Annotated in this window: 12 protein-coding genes; 7 read left to right on the forward strand and 5 right to left on the reverse strand. The window is 74.1% G+C overall.

Annotated elements, in window-relative coordinates:
* Positions 1–21 precede the first annotated feature (21 nt).
* On the forward strand, positions 22–1,239 hold the full coding sequence (locus tag IE257_RS09320) for an acyltransferase family protein (RefSeq protein WP_189966649.1): 1,218 nt from the start codon (positions 22–24) through the stop codon (positions 1,237–1,239).
* A 5-nt stretch (positions 1,240–1,244) separates the two neighbouring features.
* Positions 1,245–1,628, forward strand: a complete 384-nt coding sequence (locus tag IE257_RS09325; RefSeq protein WP_189966651.1) for a VOC family protein — start codon at positions 1,245–1,247, stop codon at positions 1,626–1,628.
* A 16-nt stretch (positions 1,629–1,644) separates the two neighbouring features.
* Here the strand turns inward: IE257_RS09325 and IE257_RS09330 are convergent, their stop codons facing one another.
* Positions 1,645–2,415: a trypsin-like serine peptidase gene (locus IE257_RS09330; RefSeq protein ID WP_189966653.1), complete on the reverse strand. Its 771-nt coding sequence runs from the start codon at positions 2,413–2,415 to the stop codon at positions 1,645–1,647.
* 305 nt (positions 2,416–2,720) lie between these two features.
* On the opposite strand from IE257_RS09330, the gene IE257_RS09335 reads away from it, so the two are divergent.
* The 3 genes from IE257_RS09335 (at position 2,721) to IE257_RS09345 (ending at position 6,097) form a co-directional block, all read left to right on the forward strand.
* On the forward strand, positions 2,721–3,923 hold the full coding sequence (locus tag IE257_RS09335) for a serine hydrolase domain-containing protein (RefSeq protein ID WP_189966655.1): 1,203 nt from the start codon (positions 2,721–2,723) through the stop codon (positions 3,921–3,923).
* A gap of 134 nt (positions 3,924–4,057) precedes the next feature.
* Positions 4,058–5,032, forward strand: a complete 975-nt coding sequence (locus tag IE257_RS09340) for an LLM class flavin-dependent oxidoreductase (RefSeq protein WP_189966657.1) — start codon at positions 4,058–4,060, stop codon at positions 5,030–5,032.
* Between the two features lie 252 nt (positions 5,033–5,284).
* Entirely contained in the window at positions 5,285–6,097 is an 813-nt protein-coding gene (locus tag IE257_RS09345; protein ID WP_189966659.1) for a polysaccharide deacetylase family protein, read from the forward strand.
* Here the strand turns inward: IE257_RS09345 and IE257_RS09350 are convergent.
* Positions 6,061–7,335, reverse strand: a complete 1,275-nt coding sequence (locus IE257_RS09350; protein WP_189966660.1) for an FAD-dependent oxidoreductase — start codon at positions 7,333–7,335, stop codon at positions 6,061–6,063. The two genes, IE257_RS09345 and IE257_RS09350, sit on opposite strands and share 37 nt — an antisense overlap.
* A 154-nt stretch (positions 7,336–7,489) precedes the next feature.
* Positions 7,490–8,986: a glycosyltransferase family protein gene (locus IE257_RS09355; RefSeq protein ID WP_189966662.1), complete on the reverse strand. Its 1,497-nt coding sequence runs from the start codon at positions 8,984–8,986 to the stop codon at positions 7,490–7,492.
* Positions 8,987–9,146: 160 nt separating this feature from the next.
* Between IE257_RS09355 and IE257_RS09360 the strand changes: the two genes are divergently transcribed.
* Positions 9,147–10,436, forward strand: coding sequence for an ATP-binding protein (locus IE257_RS09360; RefSeq protein ID WP_189966664.1), 1,290 nt, complete (start codon positions 9,147–9,149; stop codon positions 10,434–10,436).
* Between the two features lie 102 nt (positions 10,437–10,538).
* The gene (locus IE257_RS09365) at positions 10,539–10,877 is read left to right on the forward strand and encodes a DUF6191 domain-containing protein (RefSeq protein WP_189966666.1); all 339 of its coding nucleotides are present in this window, start codon (positions 10,539–10,541) and stop codon (positions 10,875–10,877) included.
* On the opposite strand, the gene IE257_RS09370 is transcribed toward IE257_RS09365, so the two are convergent.
* Entirely contained in the window at positions 10,855–11,481 is a 627-nt protein-coding gene (locus IE257_RS09370; RefSeq protein ID WP_189966668.1) for a hypothetical protein, read from the reverse strand. The genes IE257_RS09365 and IE257_RS09370 overlap by 23 nt on opposite strands.
* On the reverse strand, positions 11,478–13,100 hold the full coding sequence (locus tag IE257_RS09375; protein ID WP_189966669.1) for a serine/threonine-protein kinase: 1,623 nt from the start codon (positions 13,098–13,100) through the stop codon (positions 11,478–11,480). Before IE257_RS09375 ends, IE257_RS09370 begins: the two co-directional genes overlap by 4 nt.
* Positions 13,101–13,230: the final 130 nt, after the last annotated feature.

Genomic DNA, 13,230 nt, shown 5'->3' on the forward strand with positions numbered 1-13,230 from the left:
TTCAGGGAGGGCGGTCGGAGCATGATCTCGCGCGGTTCGGCCGGAGAGTCCCAGGCATGCAGCCCTGGCCGCCCGCTTGCCGGGGCGGCCCCCGGCGGGCGCCTGGCGGTCCTCGACGGGGTACGCGTCCTTGCCGCACTCGGCGTGCTCTTCTACCACTACTTCGCCCTCCCGAGCGCCTGGGACGAGCCCCCGGAGAGCATCTTTCCGACCGCCCACCGGTTCGCCGTCTACGGCTGGCTCGGCGTCGAGATCTTCTTCATGGTCAGTGGGTTCGTCATATGCATGAGCGCCTGGGGACGCACCGTGGGCGATTTCGCGGTGTCCCGGGTCTCCCGGCTCTTCCCCGCCTACTGGGCCGCCGTGGTCTTCACCTCCCTCGTGCTGTTCGCCTCGCCCGAGATCAGGCAGCTCAAGGCGTTCAGCGACGTCGTGGTGAACCTGTCCATGCTCCAGGGCGGCATCGGGGTCCCGAACGTCGACGACGCCTACTGGACCCTGTTCGTCGAGCTCAAGTTCTACGTGCTGTTCGCGCTCGTGGTCATGCGCGGCGTGACCTACCGCAACTGCGTCCTGTTCTGTGCCGCCTGGACCCTCGCCGGCGTCGTCGCCCCCACCTCCGACAGCGGCGTACTGTCCTTCTTCGCGGCCCCGGCCTCCTCCCCGTACTTCATCGCCGGGATCGGCTTCTACCTGATGCGCCGCTTCCGGCCGAACGCCGTCCTGTGGGCCGTCGTCGGCGTCCAGTTCCTCCTCGCGCAGCACCACGTGCACGCCCGCATGATCTCCAGCCTGGGCCGGGAGGCCACCCGGCAGACGCCCGCCTGGCCCGCCCACGTGATCATCGTGCTGGGTTTCGCCCTGATGGCGGCCCTGGCCCTCGGAGCCCTGGACGGCGTCCAGTGGCGCTGGCTCCCGCACGCCGGAGCGATCACGTACCCGCTCTACCTGATCCACATGATGGCCGGGCTGACCCTCATCCACCGCTTCCGCCGGGACGTGGCGCCCGTGCCCCTGGTCCTCGGGGTGACCGCCACGATGCTGCTGCTCGCCTGGCTCATCCACCGGCTCGTGGAGCGTCCCCTCGGCCGGCTGCTGCGGGACCGCCTGCGCCGCGGGGTGCAGGACATCCGCTCGGCCACCCCGCGGGGAGCCGGGGCGGACCGGCCTCCCGCACCGGCCCCGGCGCCCGACGCGCAACACGTCCCGGCCGGCAGGCAGGGCGCGTCCCTACACTGACGGGCATGGCATGCCGAATCAGTGAGCTGGTCATCGACTGCGCCGACCCCGAGCGGCTCGCCGCGTTCTGGAGCGAGGTGCTCGGCTACGCGGAACTGGGCAGGGACGACGACGGAAGCATCGAGATCGGGCCGCCCGACGCCGGGTTCGGCGGGCCGCAGCCCACCCTCGTCCTCAGTCCCAGCAGCGTCCCCCGGTCCGGGAAGCTCCGGCTCCACATCGACGTCAACGCCACCGACCGTGACCAGGACGCCGAGCTGGAGCGGCTGCTCGCGCTCGGCGCCAGGCCCGCCGACGTCGGGCAGACCGGCGCCGAGGGCTGGCACGTCCTGGCCGATCCGGAGGGCAACGAGTTCTGCCTCCTGCGCAGGCGGCTCCCGCCCCTGTGACCCGCTCGGGCGGACCTCAGGACCGGGCCTGCCGGTACAGCTCGACCGCCTCGTCGCCCAGCACCGCGCTGTAGGAGACCTCCGGCACGCTCCCGCCGCCCTCGTACCCGCCGAGCACCCCCGCCAGCGCGCCGCCCACCAGCCAGGGGCTGCCGCTGGTGCCGCCGGTGAGGTCCGGGCAGTCGATGCGGCGCTGCGTCCCGGTGAGCAGAGTGGTGGTGTTCGCGCAGCGCAGCGGGGTCTCCTGGGTGCGCGGGTAGCCGATGACCGTCACCCTGGCGTCGTCCGGCTGCTCGACGGCGACCGGGAAGCCGCCGACCAGGTCCTCCACGGCCCCGCCCGGCGCGCCGTCCGCCGGGGCGACCGTCGCGAAGGCGATGTCGTCGTCCGGGTCCCGGCCGTCCGTCCAGCCCGCCGCGATGTACACGCCGGTGAGCTTCCAGACCCCGTACGGGGCTTCGCCGTCGCGGTAGCCCGGTGCGAAGACGGTGGTGTCCGGGTCCTCCAGACAGTGCGCGGCGGTGGCGATCACATCGCGGCCCTCGCTGTGCACCACGGCGGCGGTGCAGAAGTGCCCGCCGTCGAGTCCGCCCGCGAAGAGCGCGCCCACCCGGTCCGCCGTGGCGCCGGGCCGTGCCTGCGCGGTGACGCCGAGCGGCGATGCGGCCGCCGCGTCGGGCAGGTCGACGCCGAGCAGCGCGGGCATCGCGGCCAGCGCGAGCAGGATCCGGGACGCCCGCCGCGCACGGGTGCGCCGGGCCGTTCGGGGGAGCGTGGACTGGATCATGTTTCCACCCTGCCCGCCGAACCTATGTCCGGAGGCTGGTGTTCCGTATGAATCCGCTGTGAATCTCGTGAACCCGCTGTGAAAGCCGGGGCATGCCCGGACAGGCCCCTCTTTGTCGGCTTTCGGCAGCCCCCCGTCCGCCGGACATTGCTGCACGCCTCGGGGGCTCCCACCACCGACCGACGCAGCCAACCGGGGGGTGGCGGCGCGCGCCGCAGACCGGTGTGCCGCTCGGGCTGCTACTGCTGGGACCGGCCGGGCGCCGCCCGCCCCCGCCGTCCCAGCGCACACCAGGAGCCACGCACATGCCGACCCGTGTCCGCGCCCGCCGAGGCCGCCTCCGCACCGGACTGTTCGCCACCGTTCTGACCGCCGCCGCGCTCGGAGGGCTGCTGCAGCCCGCGCAGGCGGCCGGCGACCCGGGCCCGGGCGACGGCCGCCCGCACCACGACAAGGTTCTCCAGCGGCAGCTCGACGGGCTCGTCGCCCAGGACGACGGCCCGCCCGGGGTCATCGCCGTGCTCACCCGGGGCGACCGTACGCAGGTGTACACGGCCGGTGTCGGCGACATCGCGACCGGCCGCCCACCGCACCCCGACGACCACATGCGCATCGCCAGCATCGCCAAGGCGTTCAGCGGGGCCGTGGCCCTCCGGCTCGTCGACCAGGGCCTGCTCTCCCTCGACGACACCATCGGCGAGCGCCTGCCCGACCAGCCCGAGGCCTGGCACGCGGTGACGCTGCGCCAGCTCCTCCAGCACACGAGCGGCCTGCCGGACTACACGACCGCCCCCGGGTTCGTGGAGATTCTCCGGGCGGACCCGCGCCACGTGTTCGACCCGCGCACCCTCCTCGACTTCGTGGCCGACGAGCCGCTGCTCTTCGCCCCCGGCTCCCTGTACGAGTACTCCAACTCGGACAACATCGCCGTCGCGCTCATGGCCGAGGCCGTCACCGACCGCCGCTACGAGGACCTCCTCAAGGAGCTCGTGTACCGCCCGCTGGGGCTGCGCCGCACCAGCCTGCCCCTGGGCTACCGGCTCCCGCAGCCGTACCTGCACGGCTACGACGTCGAGCCGCCGGCCGAACCGGAGGACATCAGCGAGGCACTGGGCGCTTCCGGCGTCTGGGCCTCCGGCGGCATCGTCTCCACCCCCAGGGAACTGGGCACCTTCATCCGCGCCTACGGCGGCCCCGCCCTGCTGTCGGCGCAGACCCGCAAGGAGCAGCTGACCTTCCGCCCCGGCGACTCCTCCGAGCCGGCCGGACCCGGCACCAACGCCGCCGGGCTGGCGATCTTCCAGTACACCACCCGCTGCGGAGTGCTCTACGGCCACACCGGCAACTTCCCCGGCTACACCCAGCTCGCCGCCACCACACCCGACGGCACCCGGTCGCTGACCTTCTCGATCAACACCCAGACCAGCAAGAGCAACAAGCCCGCGCTGCTGGCCCGACTGCGCACCGTGCAGGAGGACTTCGTCTGCGCCCTGCTCAAGGAGCACTGAGCCACCGCCGCGGCTCATCCGGCGGCGTGACGGCGTGACGGCGTGACGGCGTGGCCGGTGTGGCGGTGTGGCGGTGTGGCGCGAAAACGATCATGCTCGCCCGCGCCGCCACCCGCGCTCCCTATGCTGACGCCATGCTCGACATACCTCTTTCAGCGCTGGAAGTCGCGATGGTGCAAACGGGCACCCGAGCCGCGGACACCCTGCGGGACACCGCGGCCTTCGCCCAAGGACTGGAACACCTCGGCTACCACCGCATCTGGTACGCGGAGCACCACCATTCCCCGGCGATCGGCGCGTTCCCACCGGTCGTACTGACGGCGCACGCGGCCGCCTCGACCTCGGCCATCCGCCTCGGTTCGGGTGGGGTACTGGCCCCCAACCACGCCCCCATCACGCTCGCGGAGCAGTTCGGCACGCTGGCCGCCCTGCACGAGGACCGCATCGACCTGGGCATCGGCCGCGGTCCCGGCACGTTCGACGAGGCCACCGCGCGGGCGCTGCGCCGCGGCGCCGGCCCGGCGACGGACGCCGAGTACCGGGAGGACGTGGCCGCGATCCTGTCGTTCCTGGTGGACGAGGTCGCCCTGGGTCCGCTGCCGGAGCCGTGGCTGCTGGCCTCCAGCCCCGCGGGGGGCGCGCTCGCCGCGAAACTCGGCCTGCCGGTCGCCGTCGCGCACCACATCCGGCCGGACAGCACCCGTGCGGTGCTGGAGCGATACCGGTCGGCCTTCACTCCGTCCCGCTGGTGCGAGCGGCCCCGCGTACTGCTGTGCGTGGAGGCGGTGTGCGCGCAGACGGAGGAGGAAGCCGTCCGGCGTGCGGGGCCGATGAACGTCGTCAAGGCCGGTCTGCTGAAGGGAGAGAGCCGGATTCCCTTTCCCACCCCTGCGCAGGCGGCCGCCCACCCCTTCACGGAGCAGGAACGCCGGGCGCTGGCGGGCTTCCGCGCCCAGCAGGCCGTCGGCACGCCCGGGACGGTCGTGCAGCGGCTCGCGCAACTGGTCGCCGAGACCGGCGCGGACGAGCTGATGCTGACCACGCCCGTCCACGACCTCGGCGACCGCATCGCCTCGTACGCGCTCATCAGGAAGCACTGGGGGCGGTGACGGCGCCTTGGGCCGGGGCCCCATCGGAGCCGCTCGCGTGCCGTGCGGCCGTGACACTGCTCACACGCGTCGGGGCAGCCCGGATCCACCACAGCCGTTGGCATTTCGGCGTTGTGGGCACCGGGCCGGAGCCTCGCGTGTACCGAACCACACAAAACGGGCCATTCGGCCGAGGAGGGGCTCCGGACGGATGACCTAGCCTGGACCGATCACGCGAGATCCGGGGGCCGAGGGCAAGGGAAGAGCACGTCCATGCGCATCACCACCACTTCCGCACGTCGTCGACGGGCGGGATCCGCCCTTGCGGCCGCCGCCCTCGGCCTCCTGGCGGCAGTCGGCACTCCTGCGTACGCGGCCACGGACGGCTCGGTGGACCGCGCCCAGGACGCGCCCCCCGCCGGCCGTTCCGTGCCGGGCGGAACCGTAGGCTCCGCCCAGGGCGCCGCCTCCAAGGTCCCGCTGGAGATCTCCCGGCTGGCGCAGGGTGCGGGCCGCCACGTCGCGATCACCATCGACGACGGCCCGGACCCCCGCTGGACGCCCCAGGTCCTTCAGACGCTGCGGGAGAACCACGTCAAGGCCACCTTCTGCATGATCGGCACCAAGGCGCAGAAGTACCCGGAGCTGGTGCGCGCGGTCGCCGCCGACGGACACCAGCTGTGCGACCACTCCGTCGACCACGACGTCACGATGGACCACAAGCCCGTCGCCTACCAGCGGCAGCAGATACTCGACGGCAAGGCCATGATCGAGAAGGCCGTGCCCGGGGTTGCCGTCACCTACTACCGCGCGCCGGGCGGGGCCTTCACTCCCGACAGCCGCGCCATCGCCGCCGAGAGCGGCATGCGGCCGCTGGGCTGGAGCGTCGACCCCAAGGACTGGAGCCGCCCGGGCCTGGAGGCCATCCTCTCGACCGTGCAGGGCAAGCTCCCCCAGCAGCCGACGGTCCTCTTCCATGACGGTGGCGGCGACCGCAGCGAGACGGTCGCGGCGCTGAAGAAGTACCTGCCGTGGCTCGCCCAGCAGGGCTACCGCTTCGCCTTCCCGGCCCGCACCACCCCGTAGCGCGGGGTCCCGCTCCCCGGGCCCTGACGCGAGGGGAGGCGGAAGCCGTTGAAGAGGTCGTCCATGCCGCGCAGGGCCAGACGGGCCGGGGCGGCGCGGACCGCGAGGTCGCGGACGGCCGCGACGACCGGATTGCGCAGGGCGCCGATCCGACCGACGCGGCGGGCACGCAGGCGCACGGCGTCCGTGCGGTCCCGCCGGGCGGCGGTGTAGGCGGCGAGGGCGTCCGCGACGGCCGGGTCGGCCGGGTCGGCCGGGTCGGCCGCGTTCCTGCCGTACCCGCCCTCCCCGGCGGGAAGCAGATGAGCGAGGACCACGGCGTCCTCGACGGCCTGGCAGCCGCCCTGGCCGAGGTTGGGGGCCATGGCATGGGCCGCGTCGCCCAGCCAGGCGATCCGGCCGTGGTGCAGGCGCGGCAGCGGGGCGGCGAGGTCGTAGAGGTCGTTGCGCAGGACATCGGCCGGGTCGAGGCGCGCGACGCGGTCCAGCAGGGCGGGAATGGGTTCGTGCCAGGTGCCGAAGCGCTGCCGCAGTTCGGTGCGCGGGTCGGCGAAGCGGGTGCCCGGCGGGACGACCGCGGTGGCGTAGAGGTAGTAGCGGCCGTCCGCGAGCGGGGTCACCCCGAACCGTTCCCCCCGCCCCCACGTCTCGCTCATGGCCGGTATCCGGAGGTCCGGGGCGTCCACCAGGGCCCGCCAGGCCGTCTCGCCGATGTAGTGCAGTCCGGGGTGGGCGGGGAAGTACGCACGGCGCAGCGGACTGTGGATCCCGTCGGCGGCGACGACCAGATCGCAAAGAAGGTCCGGACCCGCCGCCGTACGGACGGTCGCACGGCCCTCGGCATCGTCCACGCCGGCCACCTCCGTGCCGTAGCGAAGGGCCGCCGGCGGCAGAGCGGCAGCCAGCGTGGCCGTCAGAGCCGGGCGCGGGACGGCGAGGGGCGCCACGCCGTAGCGGGTCGCCATGTGCGCGGTACCGACCCGGGTGAGCCACCGGCCGTCGGGGCGGCGCACGCCCATCGTCGCGGGTACGGCGCTGCCGACCGCGCGGGCGACATCGATGCCGATGGCGTCGAGCGCGTGCAGGGCATTGGGGGCGAGGCCGATGCCGGCGCCGGTGGCAGGAGGTTCCGGAGCGCGTTCGCAGACGGTGACGTGCCAGCCCCGGCGGTGCAGTGCGACGGCCGCCGTGAGACCGCCGATCCCGGCTCCGACCACCACGGCGTGACGGTTCGTCATGGCCCACCCCTCCGTTCGGTGCCCTCACTCTAGAACGGCGGGGTGCGGCCCCACGCGCGCGCCCGAGTGCGCCCGGGACACGGGCGCCCCTGTGCCTCGCCGGGCACGGCACCGGACGCCGCGGGCCCGACCGACAAGATCCGAAGGAGACGACCTAGGCGCGGCGCTCGTACACCGTCACCCGGCGCCCCCGCACCTGCCGGTCCTCCACCACCTCGAAGTGCTCGCGCAGGACCGCCGCCTTGGCCTTGTCCCGTTCCGCCGACGGAGCCTTCGCCACCTTCGCCGCGTCCGTCACCAGCAGTACCCGCTGCTGCCCGAGGAGCGCCTCCCGGATCCGCGCCGGCTCCGCCTCCTCGCCCTTCAGGGTGGCCGAGGCGACCGGGGACGCGGCCAGCGCCACGTCGGCCAGGCCGCCGAAGGCGCTCGGCGACACCAGTGCCGTGTCCCGCCGCGCGGCCGGGACGAACAGCACCGCGTCCCCGTCCCGCTTCAGCACGGCCACCTCACCGGCCACCGCCAGGACGTCGTCGACCCGGCTCGCCGGGGCCCGCTTGCCCAGCTCCACCGGCAGCAGGGCCAGCACCGAGACCCCGACCACGCCCGGCACCACCAGACGCGCCGCCCTCGGGTGCCGGGGCGCGCAGGACCGTACCGCGGTGGCCAGGGCGGCGCCGATCAGCAGCGCCAGCCCCACCATGCTGAACAGCACGTACCGGTCCTGGAACAGCGGCTGCACCAGGGACAGTCCGATCAGCCCGAGCTGCGGCAGAGCCAGCAGCGGGAGGCCGACCGCGGCCACCGAGAGCGCCCTGCGGTCCGCCCGGTCCGCCCACGCCCCCAGGCCGCCGATCGCCAGCAGGATCCCCGGCCCGATCAGCATGTGCCAGGTCAGCGGCGGTATCCACGACACCTGGTCGGACTGGCCCCGGCTGAACAGGATCAACGGCAGCGCCCCCGCCACCGCCACCGAGCCGAACGCCGCCCAGCGCAGCCACACCGCCCGCCCGGCCCGGACCCACCCCAGGGTCGCCGCGTGCGCCGGGAGGGCCAGCAGGGACAGCCAGTTCAGCAGGGCGCACACCAGCACGGCGGTCCCGTACGCCGCCCAGCGCGGCCAGGTCCGCCGCCCGGGACCGCTCTCCAGGAGCGAGACCAGCAGCAGGGTGGAGAGCCCGGCTCCCGCCGCCACCAGCGCGTAGGGCCGGCCCTCCTGGAGGTAGAACTGGACCGACGGCAGCAGTCCGAGGGCCAGCCCGCCCCCGAGCCCCGCCCAGAAGCCGGCCAGGCGCCGCCCGATCAGTGCCACGCACGCCGCGGCGGCCGAGACGGCCAGCACGGACGGCAGTCGCAGGGTCGCCGTGCTCGCCCCGAAGACCTCGAAGAGGCCGTGCATCAGCAGGTAGTAGAGGCCGTGCACGGCGTCGACGTTCGCGAGCATCGCCCATATCTCACCCGCCGACCGCCCGGCCACCTGCCAGGTCGCCGCCTCGTCCCGCCACACGCTGTCCTGCCGCGAGAGCCCCCACAGCCCCAGCCCCAGCGTCCACAGGAAGGGGACCAGCCACACGAGTACGCGTCGGCGCCGGGAATCGGACGGGGCGGAGGCATCGGACGCGGCCGGTATGCCGGCGGGTATGTCGGAAGGCATGAAGGTGCGCGGATCCTCGGTGCGGGGCGTCGGCGGAAAGCACCAGTCTATGGACGCCACGGACGGTTTCCGGACCGGCTGTTGTGCACCACGGAGCGTGAGCGTCCGGCCCACCGGCCCCTAGCCTCGCCGCAGGAGCACGAACGAGGGGCGGTACCCGGTGAACTGGCTCATCCACGACTACCGCGAGAGCGATCTCGCAGCGGTGGTCCATCTGATCGACACCACGGCCGAACTCGGTCAGGAGTCCGTCTTCTCGCTCGCCGAGTGCATCGGCGCGCTGACCGACCGCCAGCCCTGTGTGGTCGCCGTCCACCAGGGCGTCCCGATCGGCGCGGCGCTCGCGTGCGTCACCGGGGAACGGGCCTGGGTCATGCGCATCGCGATCGCCGCCGGCTGGCGCGGCCGCGGCCTGGCCAGCGCGCTGCTCGTCGAGCTGGAGCGCCGGCTGATCGCGGCACGCGTCGGCCGTATCGCGTACGTCCTGCCCGAGGAGGACCTGCTCGGCGAGGGTCTCCTCAACGCCGGGTACACCCGGCAGCCGGCCGTCGCCTACTTCGAGAAGACCGAGCCGCTGCACGGACCGGCCGCGGGGCTCCTCGACGACCTCGGCGGCCGCTTCCTGCCCAATGACCTGTGGACCAAGGTCGCCGGCATGGAGAAGGAGAAGGACCTCATCGAGCGGCGCGTGGTGCTGCCGCTCGCCGAGCCGGAGCGGGCCGCCTCGCACGGAGTGCGGCCGCCGCGCGCCATCACCCTCTTCGGCCCGCCCGGCACCGGAAAGACCACCTTCGCGCGGGCCATCGCCTCCCGGCTCGGCTGGCCCTTCGTGGAACTGCTGCCCTCCCGCCTCGCCGACGAGGGCAACCTTGCGGCCGCACTGCGCGACGCCTTCGCCCGGATCGCGGAGCTGGAGCGCGTCCTCGTCTTCATCGACGAGGTCGAGGAGATCGCGCCGGTGCGCACCGAGCCCGCGCAGCCCGGCGGGATCCACGGCGTGACGAACGAGCTGCTGAAGCTGATACCCGGATTCCGGGAGGGCGACGAGCGGCTGCTGGTCTGCGCCACCAACTCCATCCGGTCTCTCGACCCGGCCTTCCTGCGGCCCGGCCGCTTCGACTACCTCATCCCGATCGGCACCCCGGACGCCGGCGCCCGCGCCGCGATCTGGTCCCGCTACACGGCGGGACGCGTGGACGTGGACGTGAGCGCCCTGGTGGCGGCCACCGAGCTGTTCACGCCGGCCGACATCGAGCACGCGGCGCGGATCGCGGCGCAGGTGTCCTTCGAGCGTGACCTGGAGGCGGTGGGCGCGCGCGGCGCGGCGGCCGCGCAGCTGGGCGCGACCACGGAGGACTACCTGGCGGCGGTCCGGCAGTGCCGGCCGACGGTGACCCCTGCGATGACGGGAGAGTTCGAGGCGGACATCACCGCGCACGCCCGCTTCTGACCCTGGCGGGGCCCCTGACGCCCGGCTTCGGCCGGACGGCCGGATTCCGTCGGATCCACCTCGGCCGAACGGCCGAGGGCCTCAGTCGGCTACCGTCGGCCCATGGGCTTCGTCATCTTCATGACCCTCCCCGGTCTGGCTCTGGTGCTCACCGCCGTGGCCTTCCTCGACCTGGCACTGGTCCGCGCCGGACGGGCCGGGCTGCTGCCCTGGCGATGGAACGGCCGGCAGGGGCAGATATCGGCCACCGGATTCGAGCAGCTGCACGCCAGTTTCTCGCCGGGCAAGCAGAACGAGCTCAAGGAGCGGCAGAGCGCCCTCGTCATGCGCGACGACGAGGAGGACGGCGCGCCGCCGCGCACCCGGGTCGATCTCGACGGCGGGCTCGCCGTCGTCCGGCTGCCCGGCGCCGCGTCCGCTAGGCGGAACAGCGGTACGTGAAGTCCACCGAGGCCGTGCGCTGTCCGGGCGACACCAACCGGAGCTCCGCCCTCGCCGGGTAGTTCCCCGTGCCCCGGAAGGTCCACAGCAGGTGCAGCCGCGCCTCCCGCTGCCCGCGCGGCACCCGCTCGGTCAGCTGCTCGGACTGCGTGCCGTCGCTACGCACCCACCGGTAGGTGAGGGTGCCCGGGCGCCCGTTGGTCGCCACGACGGCCACCACATCGGCCGCCGCATCACAGGCCGGGCCCTTGGGATCGGTGCTCACGGCCACGTCCCGGACCTCGATGCCGGGCCCGAGCCGCTGCCACCCGAGGTACACGAGGACCGCGGCCAGCACGACCGCCGCGAGGGTGTACCGCCGCAGCCCGGCCCACCGGCGCCGCCGGGGCGGCTGCGCGCCGACCACCGCCGCCTCGACGGGGAACGGCGCGGGCATGGCCGCGGTGACCCCGGGCCCGAACCGGAGCACGGAGCCCTCGACCCGGTCGGGAGCCACCGGCTCGGGAGGCATCCTCTTGGTCGTGGCCGGGGGGCCGCTGAACCAGTGGCTGCCGAGGACGGTGGCGCTGTAGTCGTCGCCCTCGGGGGCGCCGGAACCGCTCATCGGGGAACCTCCTGGCAGCGCAGCAGGTACTGCGAGGCCGACGCGGACTTGTTTCCGGCCGTGGGCTTGGTGGTGACCCGGACACCGCCGTAGCAGCCGCGGTCGCGGGTGTAGGTGTGCGACCTGACCACCGGGGCGGTCGAGCCGGCCTGCACCACGAACGAGTCGGTGCCGTCGGGGACGGAGTAGGAGCCCTGCGCACCGCCCAGGAACCACTCCACCACCACGGTCACCGATCCGGTGCCCTGGCTGGTGACCGAGATCGTCGCGTCGCCGCGGTAGACCCCCGTCCTGAGCGACACGGCGACGTTCGAGACCTTCGGTGTCGGCGTCGGTGTGGGCGTCGGTGTCGGAGTCGGGGTGGGAGGCCGGCTCCCCGTCGGCGTCGGTGTGGGGCTCGTCGACCACGACGGTGACGCGGACGGTGACGTCGATCCGGACGGGGAGGGGCTCGGGGACGCCGAAGGGCTCGGACTCGGCGAAGGGGAGGCGGAGTCCGTCGGGTTCGGGTTCGGGCTCGGGGAGGCCGAGCCGGGAGGCGCCGCGCTCGTCGTGGCCAAGGCGCTCAGCGCCGAGGCCCCGCCCGGGGACGCGCCGATCGCGTCCGTCGTCAGGACCAGTACGGCCCCGGTCACCAGCGCCACGCCCGCCGCGAGCCAGCCCCGGCGGCCCGGAGCCCACCCCGAACCGCTCGGCACCGTGGTCGTGGCCACCGCCGTGGTACCCGCCGCCGCGCCGCCCGCCGAGGGGAACAGCAGCGGCAGCAGGGCGGCCAGCGCCGCCAGCTTGCGCTGCCCGCGCTCCTCCCATTCGGGCCCGTACGCCGCCAGCGCCACGCCCTCCAGCTCCGCGACGAACGCCTCGGCGTTCTCCGGCCGCTGCTCCGGTGCCTTCGCGAGGCCGCGCCGGATCAGCGGACGTACGGGCTCCGGTGCCTCGGTCTCCGGCACCGGCGCCTCGATGTGCTGGACGGCGAGCTCCGCGAAGTTCTCCCCGTCGTACGGCTTGCGCCCGGTGAGGCACTCGAAGAAGGTCGCCGTCGCCGCGTACACGTCGGCCGCGGGCGAGGCCGGCCGGCCCTGCCACTGCTCGGGAGCCATGTAGGCGGGGGTCCCGGCCACGCCGGGCGTGCTGCCCCGGTTCGCCGCGATCCCGAAGTCCACCAGCTTCGACGAGCCGTCCGGTGCGACCAGCACGTTCTCCGGCTTGTAGTCCCGGTGGACCACGCCCGCCCGGTGCGCCGCCGCCAGCCCGAGCAGGGACCCCTTGAGGACCACCAGCGCGGCCTCGGCGTCGGCCCGCCCGGACTGCTTCAGCAGCGCGCGCAGGGAGATGCCGTCCACCAGCTCCATGACGATGGCCGCGCCGCCGGACGCCTCGACGTACTCGTACAGCCTGACCACGTACGGGGTCTCCAGCCCGCCCAGGAGGCGGGCCTCGGCCCGGAACTCGCCGACGAACGCCGGGTCCTGGCGCAGCCGGTCGCTGAGGTACTTCACCGCGACCGGCGTGCCCGTCCCGTCGTGGACGGCGAGCACCACGCGGCCGCTGCCGCCCGAACCGAGCTCCCGGACCTCGGTGTAGCCGGGGACCGACCATGCCGCCCGCGTGTCGTTCATCGTTCCTGCCCCCTGCCTGCCGTGTGGCGCCGCCGCTCCGCTCGGACGACCGGTCCGGGACCGGCCGTCCACCGGCCCTCCCCGGACCGGACGCCACATGGGACGTGGTTTCCGCCGTGGCCGGTTCCCG

The organism is Streptomyces avidinii, assembly GCF_014650695.1.
Taxonomy (GTDB): Bacteria; Actinomycetota; Actinomycetes; order Streptomycetales; family Streptomycetaceae; genus Streptomyces; species Streptomyces avidinii.

Excerpts from the sequence above, each read along its gene's own strand:
- IE257_RS09320 (WP_189966649.1), top strand. The coding sequence starts at position 22 with ATGATCTCGCGCGGTTCGGCCGGAGAGTCCCAGGCATGCAGCCCTGGC.
- IE257_RS09325 (WP_189966651.1), top strand. The coding sequence starts at position 1,245 with ATGGCATGCCGAATCAGTGAGCTGGTCATCGACTGCGCCGACCCCGAG.
- IE257_RS09330 (WP_189966653.1), bottom strand. The coding sequence starts at position 2,415 with ATGATCCAGTCCACGCTCCCCCGAACGGCCCGGCGCACCCGTGCGCGG.
- IE257_RS09335 (WP_189966655.1), top strand. The coding sequence starts at position 2,721 with ATGCCGACCCGTGTCCGCGCCCGCCGAGGCCGCCTCCGCACCGGACTG.
- IE257_RS09340 (WP_189966657.1), top strand. The coding sequence starts at position 4,058 with ATGCTCGACATACCTCTTTCAGCGCTGGAAGTCGCGATGGTGCAAACG.
- IE257_RS09345 (WP_189966659.1), top strand. The coding sequence starts at position 5,285 with ATGCGCATCACCACCACTTCCGCACGTCGTCGACGGGCGGGATCCGCC.
- IE257_RS09350 (WP_189966660.1), bottom strand. The coding sequence starts at position 7,335 with ATGACGAACCGTCACGCCGTGGTGGTCGGAGCCGGGATCGGCGGTCTC.
- IE257_RS09355 (WP_189966662.1), bottom strand. The coding sequence starts at position 8,986 with ATGCCTTCCGACATACCCGCCGGCATACCGGCCGCGTCCGATGCCTCC.
- IE257_RS09365 (WP_189966666.1), top strand. The coding sequence starts at position 10,539 with ATGGGCTTCGTCATCTTCATGACCCTCCCCGGTCTGGCTCTGGTGCTC.
- IE257_RS09370 (WP_189966668.1), bottom strand. The coding sequence starts at position 11,481 with ATGAGCGGTTCCGGCGCCCCCGAGGGCGACGACTACAGCGCCACCGTC.
- IE257_RS09375 (WP_189966669.1), bottom strand. The coding sequence starts at position 13,100 with ATGAACGACACGCGGGCGGCATGGTCGGTCCCCGGCTACACCGAGGTC.